This is a genomic window from Microtetraspora glauca, from assembly GCF_040656155.1.
Classification (GTDB): domain Bacteria; phylum Actinomycetota; class Actinomycetes; order Streptosporangiales; family Streptosporangiaceae; genus Microtetraspora; species Microtetraspora glauca.
Map to the genome: position 1 here is coordinate 186054 of NZ_JBFALK010000011.1, position 15423 is coordinate 201476.

At 71.6% G+C, this 15423-nt stretch carries 13 protein-coding genes; 3 read left to right on the top strand and 10 right to left on the bottom strand.

Annotation, left to right across the window (positions count from 1 at the left end):
• The first annotated feature begins 387 nt into the window (after positions 1-387).
• Positions 388-2562 (top strand): M4 family metallopeptidase, encoded by a 2175-nt coding sequence (locus AB0I59_RS21135; protein ID WP_061258922.1) that lies wholly within the window; start codon positions 388-390, stop codon positions 2560-2562.
• A 105-nt stretch (positions 2563-2667) separates the two neighbouring features.
• On the opposite strand, the gene AB0I59_RS21140 is transcribed toward AB0I59_RS21135, so the two are convergent.
• From AB0I59_RS21140 to AB0I59_RS21150, 3 genes are read right to left on the bottom strand one after another with little or no spacing between them, the layout of a single operon-like run.
• Positions 2668-3828, bottom strand: a complete 1161-nt coding sequence (locus AB0I59_RS21140) for a sulfotransferase family protein (protein WP_061258921.1) — start codon at positions 3826-3828, stop codon at positions 2668-2670.
• Between the two features lie 20 nt (positions 3829-3848).
• Entirely contained in the window at positions 3849-4625 is a 777-nt protein-coding gene (locus AB0I59_RS21145) for an SDR family oxidoreductase (RefSeq protein ID WP_061258920.1), read from the bottom strand.
• Positions 4625-5803 (bottom strand): hypothetical protein, encoded by a 1179-nt coding sequence (locus AB0I59_RS21150; RefSeq protein WP_061258919.1) that lies wholly within the window; start codon positions 5801-5803, stop codon positions 4625-4627. Before AB0I59_RS21150 ends, AB0I59_RS21145 begins: the two co-directional genes overlap by 1 nt.
• Before the next feature lie 88 nt (positions 5804-5891).
• Between AB0I59_RS21150 and AB0I59_RS21155 the strand changes: the two genes are divergently transcribed.
• Positions 5892-6821 (top strand): IclR family transcriptional regulator, encoded by a 930-nt coding sequence (locus AB0I59_RS21155; RefSeq protein WP_358135133.1) that lies wholly within the window; start codon positions 5892-5894, stop codon positions 6819-6821.
• Here AB0I59_RS21155 and AB0I59_RS21160 read toward each other — a convergent pair.
• Complete coding sequence (locus tag AB0I59_RS21160) at positions 6778-7260, bottom strand: nuclear transport factor 2 family protein (RefSeq protein ID WP_358135136.1); 483 nt, start codon at positions 7258-7260, stop codon at positions 6778-6780. The two genes, AB0I59_RS21155 and AB0I59_RS21160, sit on opposite strands and share 44 nt — an antisense overlap.
• A gap of 167 nt (positions 7261-7427) precedes the next feature.
• Between AB0I59_RS21160 and AB0I59_RS21165 the strand changes: the two genes are divergently transcribed.
• On the top strand, positions 7428-7841 hold the full coding sequence (locus tag AB0I59_RS21165; protein WP_435831026.1) for an SDR family NAD(P)-dependent oxidoreductase: 414 nt from the start codon (positions 7428-7430) through the stop codon (positions 7839-7841).
• A 33-nt stretch (positions 7842-7874) separates the two neighbouring features.
• On the opposite strand, the gene AB0I59_RS21170 is transcribed toward AB0I59_RS21165, so the two are convergent.
• From AB0I59_RS21170 to AB0I59_RS21195, 6 genes are all read right to left on the bottom strand, one after another.
• Positions 7875-8879: a sporulation protein gene (locus tag AB0I59_RS21170; RefSeq protein WP_358135137.1), complete on the bottom strand. Its 1005-nt coding sequence runs from the start codon at positions 8877-8879 to the stop codon at positions 7875-7877.
• Between the two features lie 116 nt (positions 8880-8995).
• Positions 8996-9652 (bottom strand): response regulator, encoded by a 657-nt coding sequence (locus AB0I59_RS21175; RefSeq protein ID WP_358135139.1) that lies wholly within the window; start codon positions 9650-9652, stop codon positions 8996-8998.
• Positions 9649-11013, bottom strand: coding sequence for a sensor histidine kinase (locus AB0I59_RS21180; RefSeq protein WP_358135142.1), 1365 nt, complete (start codon positions 11011-11013; stop codon positions 9649-9651). The genes AB0I59_RS21175 and AB0I59_RS21180 overlap by 4 nt, the downstream gene beginning before the upstream one ends.
• A gap of 188 nt (positions 11014-11201) precedes the next feature.
• Positions 11202-12620, bottom strand: coding sequence for a S41 family peptidase (locus tag AB0I59_RS21185; RefSeq protein WP_358135145.1), 1419 nt, complete (start codon positions 12618-12620; stop codon positions 11202-11204).
• Positions 12621-12769: 149 nt separating this feature from the next.
• Positions 12770-13411 carry a response regulator gene (locus AB0I59_RS21190; RefSeq protein WP_061258913.1) on the bottom strand — a complete coding sequence of 214 codons (642 nt, stop codon included), beginning with the start codon at positions 13409-13411 and terminating at the stop codon, positions 12770-12772.
• Positions 13399-15381, bottom strand: coding sequence for a sensor histidine kinase (locus AB0I59_RS21195; protein ID WP_358135148.1), 1983 nt, complete (start codon positions 15379-15381; stop codon positions 13399-13401). Before AB0I59_RS21195 ends, AB0I59_RS21190 begins: the two co-directional genes overlap by 13 nt.
• Between the last annotated feature and the right edge of the window lie 42 nt (positions 15382-15423).

Here is a 15423-nt window from a genome sequence, read left to right on the forward strand (position 1 = left end):
CCCTTTCCGCAGCGCCGGGGCGCTTGATCTACATCGTAAAGGCACCCGGCGGGACGGCTGCTCCGCGGGCGGCGGCGTACGCGCCGTCCCCGCGAGGTGACCTGACCACGCCGTCGAATCCGCCGCCGACCTGCGCGTTTCCGTACGCGTCGGCGGGTGGGGCGGGCGTGTCCGCAGGTCGGGGCGCCCGTGGGCAGAGATTCATACCGGCCGTCGGATGGCCGTAATCACCCGTAAACACTTCGGCGCCAACGGCCTCCTTCCGCAAATTCCACTATTATTTGCCAGCTTATTGACAGCTTTGTCAAGGCCGGGTCAAACTTCGCTCGTCCCAGTCACCTCACAGGTGATGCACCCCCCATGTGTCGCACAGCGAAGGAGCGTCGTGTGAAACGCACTGCCGCGTTCGCGCTCGTCACCACTGCCGCGGGTCTGCTCGTGGCCCTGTCCCCCACCGCCCCGGCGGGCGCGGCTCCGGCCGCCGACCCCGCCCAGGCCGCACGCGGCGCCGACCGACTGGTCGACGCCAAGCCGCCCGCCCTCCGCCCCTCGGCCAAGGACGGGTTCCACCGCGACAAGGTCCTCGCGGGTCAGGGCGGCCTCAACTACGTCTCCTACTCACGCACCTACAGCGGACTGCCGGTGTACGGCGGAGACTTCGTCGTGGTCACCGACGCCAAGGGCGGCGTGCTGAGCACGTCGGTCGCCCAGGAGAAGGCGCTCAGCGTCGGCACCACTCCCAAGCTCACCGCCGACCAGGCGACGGAGGTGGCCCGCGCCCAGCTGTCCGAGGTCACCACGACCTCGGCGCCGCAGCTGACCGTGATGGCGCAGGGCGCCGGACGGCTGGCCTACGAGGTCGTCGCCGAGGGCACGCGCGACGGCCGCGAGAGCAAGCTGCACGTCTTCGTCGACGCGCTGACCGGCGAGGTCGTGGAGAAGTCGGACGAGGTCATGGCCGGCCAGGGCAACAGCTACTACAACGGCAACCCGGTCACGATCGGCACCACGTCAGGCACCACGTTCTCGATGGCCGACCCCGGCCGCTCCGGCGTCCGCTGCGGCGGACAGAACGGCTCCACCTACACCGGCAGCGACGACGCCTGGGGCAACGGCTCCGGCACCGACCTGGAGACCGGCTGCGTCGACGCGCTCTTCGCGGTCGGCAAGGAATGGGACATGCTGCGCGACTGGCTCTCGCGCGACGGTATCGACGGCACCGGCGGCGGCTTCCCCGCCAGGGTCGGCCTCGCCGACGTCAACGCGTACTGGAACGGCAGCTACACCAACTTCGGCCACTCCCAGGACAACCAGCGTCAGGCCACGCCGATCGACGTGGTGGCCCACGAGTACGGCCACGCCATCTTCCAGTACACCCCCGGCGGTTCGACCGGCAGCAACGAGAAGGGCATCCTCAACGAGTCCACCGGCGACATCTTCGGCGCCCTGACCGAGCACTACGCCAACGAGCCCGCGGGCCTCGACACCCCGGACTACAGCGTGGGCGAGGGAGTCAACCTCGTCGGCTCCGGGCCGATCAGGTACATGCACAAGCCGTCCCTGATCTCCGGCAACCCCGACTGCTACTCCGCCTCGGTCCCCCCGATGGAGGTCCACGCCGGAGCGGCCATCCAGAACCACTGGTTCTACCTGCTGGCCGAGGGATCGAACCCGACCAACGGAAACCCGGTCAGCCCGACCTGCAACAGCTCCACGGTCACCGGGCTCGGCATCCAGAAGGCCGGCCAGATCTTCATGGGCGTGCTGAACCGCAAGACCTCCACCTGGACCCACACGCTGGCGCGCAAGGCGTCCCTGGAGGCCGCGCTCCAGCTGTTCCCCGGATCCTGCACCGAGTTCAACACGACCAAGGCGGCGTGGAACGCGGTTAGCGTGCCGGCGCACGCGAACGAGCCCGCGAGCTGCAGCGTCGGGGGCAACGACTTCTCCATGACGCTCACCCCGGCCTCAGCCACCGTCCAGGCCGGACAGCAGACGACCGCGACGGTCGGCACGCAGACCACATCCGGCACCGCGCAGGGCATCACCTTCACGGCGAGTGGCCTGCCGACCGGCGCGACGGCCTCCTTCTCTCCGTCGTCGGTGACCTCGGGCAGCTCGTCGACGATGACCATCGCGACGACGGCGTCCACCGCGACGGGCGCCTACCCGGTCACGGTGACCGGCACCGGCGGATCGGCCACCCACACCGCGACCTTCACCCTGACCGTCACCGGCGGCACCAGCGCGTGTGGCGGGAAGCAGCACACCGCCACCGGCACCCTGAGCTCGGGGTCCAGCGTCTACCAGCCGAGCAGCTCCGGTTTCCAGGTCACCACCTCGGGGACGCACACGGCCTGCCTGGACGGGCCGACCGGCGCCGACTTCGACCTGTACCTGCAGAAGCGGAACAGCCTGGGCCTCTGGACGAACGTGGCCAGCGGCACCACGTCGGGACCGGATGAGTCCTTCACCTACAGCGGCACCGCCGGCTACTACCGCTACCGCGTCTACGCGTACAGCGGCAGCGGCGCCTACACCCTGGGGTACGACGCCCCGTAACACGAGAGGATGATGTCCCACCGGGCCCCGGCGGCGCGAGCCGCCGGGGCCCTCCGGGCTGTCCGGGAGGGCCCCGGCGAGGGGAACGGCCGGTGTGTCCCCCGATCAGCGCGCGATGCTCGTCAGATAGTCGGCGAACCGCTCGTCGATCTCCTCGCCGGTCAGGCCGAAGTCCGACAGCTCGTACCGATGCGCCGGCCGGCCCGCGCCCGAGCGGCTCTCGTCGTGCAGCCGTGCCATGGCCGTACGCGCGGCCGCGTCGAGGGGCAGCCCGAAATGGGCGTAGACGGCGTCGATAGTGCCGAACGGGTCGCGGACGAAGTCGTCGTAGTCGACGTCGAAGAACCGCGCGGGGTCGTGCTTCGCCCGCTCGGCGCGGAACCGTTCGAGTCCGCGGCTCCACAGATCCAGTTGGTCGCGCCCGATCACCGCTCCGGTGAACACCTCCGACCAGCCCTCGGTCGCGTGGGCGGCGAGGCTGCACATCGAGGCCATCGCCGTACGCGGGGAACGGTGGGTCTGGATGACCAGCGCGTCGGGATAGACCGCCATCAGCGCGTCGAGCGCGAAGAGGTGGCTGGGGTTCTTCAGCACCCAGCGCCGCCCGGCGTCGTGGAGCCCGATCAGCCGCAGGTTCCGCCGGTGCCGCCGGTAGGCCGGCGTCCAGTCCCGCGTCTCCAGCCAGGCGGAGTACGTCGGCAGGTGGGCGAGGCATTCGAAGGAGATCGACCGCATCGACTGGCGCAGCAGTTGCCAGCACTCCTCGACCATGTCGGCCGACATGTAGTGCACGCCCATGAACTCGGGGTTCTTCACGTGGTGCCGCTCGTAGCCGGACTGGACGGCCTGGAACAGCGGGTTGTCCGCCCACGTCTCGCGTGGCGGGCGCGGCTGCGGCATCTCGGTCAGCCACACCTCCAGCCCCTGATGCGCCGGGTCGGCCGTGAGGAGCCGGTGCAGCGCGGTGGTGCCGGTCCTGGGCAGGCCGGTGACGAAGATGGGCCGCTCGACGCGCACGTCCGCGTGCTGCGGGTACCGCTTCCACGCCGCCTCCGACAGCAGCCGGGCGGCCAGCGCGCCGCGCAGGATCGCGCGCTGCGCCTTGGCGCCCCGCGGTGTGAGCGCCGCCTCCTCGGCGTAGGAGCGCAGCAGCACCTCGAGGCCGTCGAGGTAGGCGTCCTCGCCGAAGTCGGTCAGTCCGGTGATCTTCGCGGCCGAGGCGTGCAGGTCCTCGATCGTGCCGACACCGTCGCGTCCTGTGGTCATCGCCGCGGATCCTCCCGGGGTCAGTGGTGCCACTCGCCGCAGTTGACGTCGAGGCACTGCCCGGTGACCGCCCGGGCGAGCGGGGACAGCAGGAACACCGCGGCGTCGGCGATCTCGTCGGGTTCTGGCAGCTTGCGCAGATCCGTCGTGGCGGCGGTCTCGTCGTACACCTGCTGCGCCGTGACGCCGCGTTCCTTGGCGAGGAAGTCGAAGTACCACTTCAGGTTGTCCGCCCAGATGTAGCCGGGCGCGACGGAGTTGACCCGGACGCCCCGCGGCCCGAGCTCGGTGGCCAGACTCTGCGCGAGCGCGAGCAGGCTGGCCTTGGCCATCTTGTACGCGCCGAAGGTGCGCCGCGAGTGTCGCAGCACCGCCGAGTTGATCATTACGACGGAGCCGCCCCGCTCGGCGAGCGCGGGCGTGAGGAGCCGGGTCAGCCGCAGCGCGGCGAGCACGTTGGTCTCGAAACCGGCGCGTACCGCGTCGAGGTCGACGGTGCTCAGATCGGTCAGCGGCGGGATCGCGAAGGCGTTGTTGACGAGGCCGTCGACCCGGCCGTACGACTCCAGCGCCGCCTCGACCAGCCGCAGGCAGGACGCCTCGTCGTTGACGTCGGTCGGTACCCGCAGCGCGCGGCGGCCGAGCTCCGCGACCTCCGCGGCCACCTCGGCCAGCCGCGACTCGGTCCGCGACGCCAGCACCACGTCGGCGCCGGCCCCGGCGCACCGGAGCGCCAGGCCGCGGCCGAGGCCCGGCCCTACGCCCGAGATGACGATGACCTTGTTCTCCAGCAACATCAGCCCAGCATCCTTCTGGCGACGGCGACCTGGCGTGCGGCGATCCGGTCCGCCCACTCCCGCGGGTTCACCCGTTGCCGCTCGTAGTGGGGCAACCGCTCCGGCAACTCGTCGAACGGGACGACCTCCACCTCGGGGCCGTCGTCCGGCTTGAGTTCGCGCGCGAGCCGCTGCCAGCGGATCTGCAGATATCCGCGGCGGTGCCCGGTGCGCTCGATCCAGTTGGCCAGGCCGGGATCGCGCTCGCTCACGACGTAGCGGATCCTGCCGTCCGGGTCGACGCGCGCCTGATCGGCGGTGAGGCTGGTCTGGTGGTTGATGTAGTCCAGGGAGATGTACCACATGCTGCCGAGCTGGAAGCCCTGGTACGGCGCCTGCGCGCGAACGGCGGCCGGCACCGTGATCACCATGACCTGGTCGTCGTCGAGGTCGTAGTGGCCGACCGATGAGTACTGCGTCGCGAGGCCGCCCGGGGTGAGCCGCGGCTCCGTCATCGTGTTGACCGGCAGTGTGAGGTAGTGCCACTCCGGGAAGGCGAGGAAGGTGCGCAGCCGCGAGACCAGCATCTTGCCGGCCACGTCGTACCGCCTGGCCATCTTCTCCGCCGGCATCGGCGGGGGAGCGGATCCGAGCGTGCCGGCGCGGTGGATGCGGATCTCGCCGGGCCGTTCTGTCCCCCAGTCGCTGAAGACCTCGCGTACCACCAGCATCGCCGAGCCCGGTCCGAGCGTGAAATGGTTCGGGCCCGCGTCCGGTCGCGCGGGTCCGAAGCGCAGCTCGTAGGAGCCGTCCGCGGCGATCTCGATGTCCCGGTCGTCGAACGCCGTGAGGCTGTCGGGCGACCGCGACGGTGAGTAGTCCCCGTTGAGTACCTGGAAGCTCAGGTCGGCGGTGGTGCCGCGACGGCCCGTGACGACGTACTCGGCGTCGTCCCGGATGTAGGCGTGGAAGTAGAGGGTGTCGGGATTGTCCAGACCGAGCTTGGTGTACGGCCCGGTGGAGGCGGCGAAGAACGGGAAGTCGCGCTCGTAGGCCCAGACCATGTGCAGCGATGCCTTGATGCTGCCGGCGAGGTAGTCCAGGCCCTCGGCCAGGTCCTGCTCGGTCCGCACGTGTGGCGCCGAGCGGATGATCTGCTCGGCTTCGGCGATCGCCTGGGCGAATGACTGGGTGGCCACCGGACCCCCTCGGATCGCGGTACAAATTTGTACCGATGCGGTAGGTTCTCTTCCAGGTGAGAGTAGAACTCGTTCTAAGGAGTGGTCAATGGCGATGGCCCGGCGCTCGCCGCCGACCAACCGCGTGGTCGCCGTCCTCGACCACCTCGTCGCGGCCCGCGGCCGCCGCCTCGGCCTGTCCGCGCTCGCCCGCGAGCTCGGCATCAGCAAGCCGACGTGTCTCGGCATCGTCACCGAACTGGTCGCGGCCGGCTATCTGGTGCGCGACCCGAGGACGCTGACGTACGGCCTCGGCCCCGCTCTCGTCGCGGCGGGCCGGGCCGCCCAGCGGAGCTTCGTCGCCGGTGACGTCGCGCGGCGGCACCTGGCGCCGCTGGCCGAGCGGTATCACGCCACATGCACCGCGTCGGCCGTCGTCGGCGACGAGATCATGGTCCTGGAGGCGGTCGCCCCGCCGGATGCCGCGCCCGTCAAGGTGGGCGAGCGCTACCCGTTCGCCCCGCCGGTCGGCCTGATGTACGTGCTGTGGGGTCCCGACGCCGAGCTCGACCGCTGGCTGGCCAAGGAGCCGACGCTGCCGGTGCGGATGGATCGCGAACACCTGCGCGCGGTCGTCGAGCGGTGCCGTACGTCGGGGTACCTCGTGGAGAGCCTCACGCCGGCCGGCATGCGGCTGCACTCGCTGATGGCCGGCGTCGCCGCGTACGAGCTGCCGCGGGAGGTGCGCGCCCTGGTGGGCGAGATGGTGTCGAGCCTGGGAGAGCGCGTCTACCTCGGCGCCGACCTCAATCCGAGGAGGAGGCACCCGGTCAACCTGATCGCGGCACCCACGTACGACGCCGACGGCGGGCAGGAGTTGGTGCTGACCCTGCATGTCGGCGCCTCTGTCACCGGGGCCGCGATCGCCCGGCGCGGTGCCGAGCTCGTCGCGGCCGCCGACGCCGTCACCGCCGAGCTCGGCGGCGCGGCGCCGGTCAGGTCGCGGTGGGCGTCGCCCAGCGGTTCCCCGTCAGCCTGAGACTGGGCAGGTCGTCGAAGGACACGGTGAGTTCGTACGTCCGCCGGTGGCCGGTGCCGCTGATCCGCCACCGGCCGTCGGGGCAGCGCCGGTAGGTGTCCGAGTAGTAGGCGGACCCACGGATCAGCAGGCGGTGCGCCGTGACGATGACGGTGTCGTCGAGGCACCAGGTGCCCGTGGCGTGGTCGCCGTCCACCTCGATCTCGGGGTGGCTGACGAGGTGTGACGTGATCATCCCCGGCCCGAGGTTGGCGCGCATGTAGCCGACGATGGCGTCCCGCCCGACCAGGCGCAGGGTGTCGCGGAGCACGGGGGCGTCGTACTCCGCCACGGCGTCATCGGTGAAGGCGTCGGTGAAGTCGTCCCAGAGCTTGAGGTCCAGGCAGCGCAGGTAGCGGTACTTGGCCTGGCGGATCTCTTCGAGCGTGGTCAGATCCATGCGTCACAGCATGCTCGACCGACATCCGATTGGCAAGAACGTGTTCTATTTTCGCTGCCGCGACCTCGACGATCCAACGGCGACGATGATCGAGACGCCGTCAGAGGCCCTACACGTCCAGCAGGCGTAGCCGGCCCGCCGGGCGGGGGCCCACGAAGCGTCCCGGAATGCGCGACCGGGGCTGGGGCCGGGCGCTGTTCATGGCCAGCGACTCCGCCCTGGTGATCCCCGAGGAGATGGTCCACTACGGCGTGACGAAGACGGCGCTGCTCGGCGTTTCCCGGGGCTTCGCCAAGGCGATGGCCGGTACGGGCGTGACGGTCAACGCGGTGATCGCCGGGCCGACGCACACCGAGGGCGTGGAGGACTTCGTCCACGCCCTCGTCGGTGACGAGCTGCCCTGGGACCGGGCCCAGGCCGAGTTCATGAAGCGGTACCGGCCGGCGTCGCTGATCCAGCGCCTGATCGAGCCGGACGAGATCGCCGCCATGGTGGTCTACCTCAGCTCGGACCACGCCTCGGCGACCACGGGCGGGGCGCTGCGCGTCGACGGCGGCTACGTGGACAACATCGTTCCCTGATCCGGCTGATCTCCGCGGGCCGGCCGGCGGCGGCTACCAGTCGCCGCCGCCGTCCTCTTCCTCGTCGTCCTCGAAGATCTCCTCGATGACCTCGCCGACGACGAGGCCGCCGACGACGCCGGCGACTCCGGCCGCGGCGACGGCGCCCCAACCGGGCCCGCTTCGGTGCTCCTGGTACTCGTGGTACTCGTGGTGACCGTGGTAGGGACTGTGGCCGTAAGGGCCCTGATGTTCGGTCTCGGCGTATCCGTGGTGGCCGTGGCCGCCGCCATAGTGGGCCAGGCCGGTCAGCCAGCGGTCGATCTCGCCGGCCCAGTCGGTGCGCAGCGCTTGGTCGTGGCTGACCTGGAAGCGGCCGATAACGTCCCCGGAGCCATAGCGGCCGGCGCGCTTGTCGGCCTCCAGGACGATCTCCAGCCCCGCCGGGTCGGCGACGAAGGTGACCTCGACCTCGCCGACGACCCCGGCGTGGTGGGCGGGCGGGTAGAACTCGATCTCCTGGTAGAAGGGCAGCTCCTGGTGCACGCCGTAGATGCGCCCGGCCTCCAGGTCGGCGGACTTGAAGTGGAAGCCCAGCTGCTGGAACGCCTGCAGAACGCGCAGTTGGGAGGGGAGCGGCTCCACCGCGACCGGGTCCAGGTCGCCCTTGTCGACGGACTTGGCGATGGCCAGCTCGGTGCGCACACCCAGCACCATGCCGGCGAGGTGCCGACCGGCGATCTCGCTGATCGGGGTCTCCCACGGCATCGGGATGCGGAAGTCGACGACGCGCTCCTCACCGGCGCGGAGTGTGAAGGGTCCCGACGCCTGGACGCGGAAGAACTCCCCGAGGCCGCTCTGCTCACCTTCGCCGTGTTCGATCTCGATCCGCGCCACCAGGCCCAGGGCGATGTGCTCGATGTCGGCGTCGAAGTCGCCACCCTTGAGCCGTACCTCACCGGTCAGCAGCCCGCCGGGCTGGATCCGCGGGGTGGAAAGAACGGTGTCCACCGAGGGCGCGCCGACGCCGAAGGCACCCAGCATCCGTTTGAAGACCACGGCTTCTCCTGTCGAGGTTGGTTGTTGTCCGCGCCTGCCTGAACGATCAAGGGTGGGGCGTGGTTCCACCGGCCGCGAGTGCCTGGCATGTCCTTCTCGCCACGAGGGAGCCACGATCACTCACCGGGGCGGACCAGGCCCGTCTCGTACGCGTGGACGACCGCCTGGGCGCGGTCGCGGAGGCTGAGCTTCGTCAGGATCCGGCGCACATGGGTCTTGACCGTCTGCTCGGACAGGACGAGCCGTTCGGCGATCTCCTGGTTGGACAGGCCGTGGGCGATCAGAGTGAGCACCTCCGTCTCGCGTTCGGTGATCCCGTCCAGGGTGGCGCGGGGACGGCGCGGGCCGAGGCGGGCGAACTCGGAGATCAGCCGCCGGGTGACGGAGGGCGCGAGCAGGGCGTCGCCGGCGGCGACCACCCGGACCGCCTCGGCCAGCTGCCGGGCGGAGGCGTCCTTCAGCAGGAAGCCGCTGGCGCCCGCCCGGAGAGCCTCGTAGACGTAGTCGTCGAGGTCGAACGTCGTCAGGATGAGCACCCTCGGAGGGCGGTCGGTCGAGGACAGGATCCGCCGGGTGGCCCGCAGGCCGTCCATCACCGGCATCCTGACGTCCATGAGCACGACGTCGGGCTGGAGTTCCGCGACGCGACGCACGGCCTCCTCGCCGTCGGCCGCCTCGCCCACCACGTCGATGTCCGGCTGCGTGCTCAGGAACGCGGTGAACCCGGTCCGTACCATGCCCTGGTCGTCGGCGACGAGAACCCTGATCGTCATCCGGCCTCCGTTCTGATCGGCACGGTCGCGGTCACCGTGAACTCCTCGCCGACACGATCCGCGTGGAAGGTGCCGCCGAGCAACGCCACCCGCTCCCGCATGCCGGCCAGCCCATGCCCGGCCGGCCCGTACCTCGCCGGCCCGTGCTCGGCCGGCCCATGCCCGGACGGTCCGCCGGGGAGGCCGGGCCGGCGGCCCACCGGGCCCCGCTCGACGTACGGAGTGGGGCCCGGCTCGCCGGGCAGGCTGCTCGCCACCCGGATCCGCAGCCCACCGTCATCGCGGGTCAGCTCCACGGTGACGTCCGATCTCGGCGCGTGCCGCATCGCGTTGCTCAGCGACTCCTGCACGATCCGGTACGCCGTCAGTCCCGCCGTGCCCGGCAGGTCGCCCAGCTCGCCGGAGACGGACACCGTCACGGTCAGCCCGGCGCCGCGCGCGGTGGCGACGAGGTCGTCGAGGAGGTGGAGTCCCGGCTGCGGAGAGGTGGCGGGGGCTCCCTCCGTGTCGCGCAGCACTCCGAGCACCTGGCGCATCTCGGCCATCGTCTTCAGCGACAGCGTGCGGATCTCGGCGAGCCCCTGCGCCAGCAGGCCCGCGTCGCCCCGGGCCTGCAGCGGGACCGCCTCGGCCTGGATGGCGATCACCGACATGTGGTGGGCGACGACGTCGTGCAGTTCGCGGGCGATCCTGGCCCGTTCGGCCAGCGCCGCCCGCTCGGCGAACGCGTCCTCGGCCCGCCGCTCCTGCTCGGCCAGCTTTCCCGCGGCCAGCCGCCGCGCCCGCACGTTGTAGCCGAACAGCACGGCGACGGTCACACCGATCACCGCGGGGACGGCGGTGCCGACGTCGATGACCACCGCCATCGCGCTCGAGACGAGCCACACTCCCACCGTGATGTCGCGGTCGCAGCGGACCGCGGCGGAGTAGGCCACGAGCAGGCAGGCGATCGCCGCGCCGGGCGTGTACGGCGGGCTGAGGAAATCGCCGGTGACCGACACGCCGACGGGAAGCGACAGCAGCGCGCACCGCCAGGCCGCCAGCGGCCACCGGTCGCGCAGCACCAGCGGCAGCGAGAAGGCCGCGGACACGATCACCAGGTAGCTCTTGTCGTACGGCCACCGGGCGGCGGCCGCGGGGCCCTCCATGAACGCGACCCCGCCGGCGAACAACACGAACGCCAGCACCCGGTCGCCCAGCCGGACAAGATCCACAGTAGGACGCCGCGGGCCCGGGAACCACGGCACCCGCACCCGCCTGCGCCATTGCCCTGGCGGCGGGTCGACCGTGCCGGTCACGACCGCCCGCACCAGCGCCCGCGTGAGCTGCGCCAGCTTCGCGACCACCTCCTTGTAGATCATCTTCTCAGCCTAGGGACGTGCCGGGCGGGCCGCATCGTACTCAGGGGCGAACTCCGCATCCACCGGTGACGACGGGTAGCGCGTCCGGCTCACCACCTGGGAGGAGGACTCTCCCGCCGCGGCCTCGAACGCCGCCAGGTTGTCTCGCGCCGCCGACGCCCGGCGCCCCGGCCGATGTACGGAGCGGGTCACCGGCTCCGTCCTGCGACCCCACGCAGGTAGGACAGGGCCTGGTCGAAGGCGGCGTCGCGGCCGGCCGCGAGCTCCTCGTCGCTGAGCGTTCCGGCGATCCTGACCTGCGGCGGGATGCCCGTGACATCGAACGTGGTCCCCTTCCGGGTCAGGAAGCGCTCGTTGGGCAGCGCGAAGGACCAGCCGTTGGGCAGCGTGCGCCAGAGGAAGTCGGAGAAGGCGCCCTGGGTGGCGTCGCCGATCCGCCGGGGGGCGGGGGTGCGGGCCGTCATGGCCTGGCTGAACGTCTCCCCGGCGCTGATGGTCAACGGGCTGGTCAGCAGGGCGATCGGCCCGGTGTGGCGAGAACCCGCGGCCGGACGCACCCAGGTCGCTCGCGCGCGCGTGAACCGGGTGGGGTCGGAGGGGTCGTTGCGCGCCTGCTTGGCATAGGCGACATAGGGCCGGCCGGTGAGGCGGGAGGCGAGCTGGATGCCGAGGGCGTCGTACCCGCCGAAGTTGAGGCGGACGTCGAGGACGAGACCCTTCAGGCGCGCCGTCCGGGCGGGGGTGAAGATCTCGTCCAGCGCGCGGTCAAGCTCCGCCGCGTTGGCCGCGAAGCCGCCGTCGGCGTACCCGTCGAACGCGGCCAGCCGCAGGTAGCCGAACCCGCCCGGCAGGTCGGCGTACCCGATCACGCCCCGGCCCCACGTCGTCAGCGGCTTCTGGACGTCATGCTTCTCCACGAGATCGAGGACCCGCTTGTTCAGGGCCATGAAGGCCGGCAGGCCGTCCAGCGGCCTTGTGCCGGGGCGCAGCGGCCGGGCGAACTCGTCCTTTCCGGCGCGCAGCGCGGTGTGGGCGTCACCGAGATCCTTCAGGATGTCGCGCAGCACGCCGAACAGCTCGGCGTCGGTGGTGTTCGGGCCGATCCGAGGACGGTACCGGTCGCGCACCGCCTGCCAGTCGACGGACTTCGTCGCGAAGAACGGGTAGTTCTCCGTGAACGTGGTCCAGAAGACGTCGAACACCCTGACCGGGTCCTTGGCGGGGGCCTTCACCGAGCAGCGGGCGGGAAGGGCGGGCAGCCGGCGCAGGCCGATCTCCCCGACGGCGCCCACGTAGCGCAGCCGCGCCCGCTGCCGCCCCTGGAGCCTGATCATCAGCTGGCGGGAGCCGTCGTCGGTGGTGAACGATCCCGGCGATCCCTGCTGTCCGGCCGAGATGACGCCGGGCAGGCAGGTGATCGCTGTCGTGTCGAAGTACCGGAGCCGGTCCCCGTCGACGGTGATGATCGTGCCGTAGCCCTCGGTCTGCCATACGCCGTTCAGGGTGGGGGCCCCGGTGCTGTCGGCCGCCGTCGCGGCGGGCGCCGCCGTCATGACCGTGACTGCCGCCAGAGCCGCGACCGTGATCCGTGTTCCGCTCTTTTTCATGGCGCCGACGTTATGAACGGGGTCCTGTAACCGACGTCACTCCGCAGAGCCATCCTGGGGACTACCTCCAGCGGGTGAGATCCGCGGGATGCCGCTCGCCCTCCGTCCTCGCCGCCCGGCGGCGGGAGGCGGAACGCCCGCCGTGCGACTCAACGCCGGTTGAGGTAGAGGAGAACGGCCATCACCCGGCGATGGTCCTCAACGGAGCTGGCCAGGCCGAGCTTGGTCAGGATCGAGCTGACGTGCGTCTCCACCGTACGGTCCGTGAGCCAGAGCCGCCGGGCGATGCCGACGTTGGTGCGGCCCTCCGCCATCAGCGCCAGCACCTCGCGCTCGCGTACGGTCAGCGCCGCGAGGGGATCGGCCGCACGGTGCCCGCCGATCAGCCGGGCGACGACCTCGGGATCGAGGGCCGAGCCGCCGGACGCCACGCGGCGCAGCGCGTCGAGGAAGTCGTCCACGTCGAAGACCCGGTCCTTGAGCAGGTAGCCGAACCTCCCCTGTGACACCAGGTCGACGGAGTGCCGGGTCTCGACGTGCTGGGAGAGCAGGACGATCCCGAGCCGTGGATGGGTGTCACGGATCCTGCGGGCCGCGCGGGCGCCGTCGTCGGTGAGATCAGGCGGCATCCGGATGTCGATGATCGCCAGATCGGGGTCCGCGGACGCGACGGCGGCGATCAGCCCGGGGGCGTCCTGCGCCTTGGCCACCACGTCGTGTCCCGCGTCCTCGAGCAGGCGCGCCAGCCCCTCGCGGAACAGGGCGGAGTCCTCACCGATCACGATGCGCACGGCAGCACCGCCTCCACGAGAGTGCCCCCGCCCGCCGGACTGGACAACCGCAGCGCGCCTCCGGCGGCCTTGACCCGGTCGGACAGCCCGGCCAGCCCGGCGCCGGGACGTATCGTGGCCCCGCCGGGGCCGTCGTCGCTGATCTGCACGGTGACCCGATCTCCGCGCCGGTCGACGTGGACGCCGATCGCCACCGGACCGGCGTGCTTGACCGCGTTGGTCATCGCCTCGCTCGCCACGTAGTAGGCGGTCATGGCGACGTCCTCCGGCAGGTCGTCGGCGGAGACGTCGAGCGTCACCGGCACCGGTGCCTTGCCGGCCAGCATGGCGAGCGCGTTGCCGAGCCCGTCGTCGAGGCTGCTCGGCCGCAGCCCGTGGGCGATCTGCCGCAACTCCGATACGGCCAGGGCCAGTTCGGCGACGGAGCGGTCCAGCAGGTCGTCGACGTCGACCGTGCCGTCGGAGAGGTGGCGTTGCGCCAGCCGGATCGCCATGCCCAGGGAGACCAGGCGCTGCTGTGCTCCGTCGTGCAGGTCGCGTTCGAGCCGCCGCCGCTCCTCGTATCCGGCGTGCAGCAGCCGGGTGCGGCTGGCCTCGGCCTCGTCGAGCGCGCGGGTGACCTCGATCCGCAGCCGGACCACCTCGACGAGCAACGCGCTGACCGAGGCCAGCTCGCGCAGCAACTCCCTGCTGCCGGTGGTCCCGCGCACGATCGCGCCGATGTCGCGCCCTCCGAGGCGTACGGGGGCCACGTGCGCCGCGCCCGGGTCGATCGGGTCGCCCACGGCGTCGACCAGCACGGACGTGCCGGGTAGCCGATAGCCGACACGGAGCATCGGGTCGCGCAACGCGGTGCGCAGCGACGCCTCCAGCTGCTCCGGCCGCGCCTGACCGGTGTGCGTACGGTGGCGCAGTTCCTCGATGGCGCTGAGCGCCGCCTGCCGCGCGGGATAGAACCGCCGGTCGACCCATCGCTGGAGCCGGGTGCGGAGCGGGGACAGCGCGGCGGCGCAGGCGGCGGTGGCCGCGGCCGCCGCGGCCGGTGAGGTCCGGCCGGCGCCGAGGCCGACGAGGAAGGAGGCGGCGGTGTAGAAGCCCAGCAGGATCGTGGTCACCACGCCGTAGGTGACGGCGGTGCTGATCGCCCGGTCGATGTCGTAGAGGTCGTGCCGCAGCACGGCGATCGCGGTCGCCGCCGGGATCGCCAGTGCGGTCGCGGCCAGGCCGGCGATCACCAGGTCGGGCACGCCGAAGAACAGGTAGCCGGCCCAGCACAGCAGCAACGTCAGCGGCAGGAAGCCGGCGCCGAGCGCGAACCACTTCAGCTGCGCCCGCCCGACCTCGTCGGCCGCCCGCCGGTAGCGGATCACGATGGCCGTCGTGGAGGCGATCAGCAGCCCGAGGAAGACCGGCAACAGGGCGAGGCCCGCCACGAGCAACACCGGCGCATAGGCCTCGGGAAGCCGCAGGAGGTGGGGCGTGTCCTGGAACGGCGCCGGGTACGGGCCGGGGTCGAACGCCGAGATGAGCGTGAACAGGACCGGTACGACCAGGAGCCCGGCGGCGGCCCGGCGCCAGCGCCGTCCCGGCAGCCGCCCGTCGGGGAAGAGCAGCATGAGCAGCCCCGCCGGGACGTACAGGAACATCCAGCCGCCCTGCGACAGGGCCGAGTACAGCGCGGTGAACGGCAGGCCCGGCCGCCGGGCGACCGCCTGGTGGTACAGCTCCTCGACGGTGAGCCACACCGCCGTCCCGCCGACCAGCACCAGCAGCAGGCCGACCACGCTGTCCGGCCGACGGGTGGCGACCAGCACGCCGAGCCCCACGGACGGCAGCCCGATCGCCACTCCGGCCGCGAGCACCAGGGCGGCGCCCCCGCCGCCGGCGAGGACGGCGAAGACCGCTCCGGCGCCCGCGAGGACGCACAGCGCACCCGTTACGGCGTACGCGTACAGGCGAGGAGTCAGCACGCCCTCACGTTAGGGCCGCGCGGGCGCGCAGTGAATACGTGC

Bases quoted from the DNA above. Each gene is read 5' to 3' on its own strand.
- AB0I59_RS21140 (WP_061258921.1), bottom strand. From the start codon at position 3,828: ATGACCACAGGACGCGACGGTGTCGGCACGATCGAGGACCTGCACGCC.
- AB0I59_RS21145 (WP_061258920.1), bottom strand. From the start codon at position 4,625: ATGTTGCTGGAGAACAAGGTCATCGTCATCTCGGGCGTAGGGCCGGGC.
- AB0I59_RS21155 (WP_358135133.1), top strand. From the start codon at position 5,892: ATGGCGATGGCCCGGCGCTCGCCGCCGACCAACCGCGTGGTCGCCGTC.
- AB0I59_RS21160 (WP_358135136.1), bottom strand. From the start codon at position 7,260: ATGGATCTGACCACGCTCGAAGAGATCCGCCAGGCCAAGTACCGCTAC.
- AB0I59_RS21165 (WP_435831026.1), top strand. From the start codon at position 7,428: ATGCGCGACCGGGGCTGGGGCCGGGCGCTGTTCATGGCCAGCGACTCC.
- AB0I59_RS21175 (WP_358135139.1), bottom strand. From the start codon at position 9,652: ATGACGATCAGGGTTCTCGTCGCCGACGACCAGGGCATGGTACGGACC.
- AB0I59_RS21180 (WP_358135142.1), bottom strand. From the start codon at position 11,013: ATGATCTACAAGGAGGTGGTCGCGAAGCTGGCGCAGCTCACGCGGGCG.
- AB0I59_RS21185 (WP_358135145.1), bottom strand. From the start codon at position 12,620: ATGAAAAAGAGCGGAACACGGATCACGGTCGCGGCTCTGGCGGCAGTC.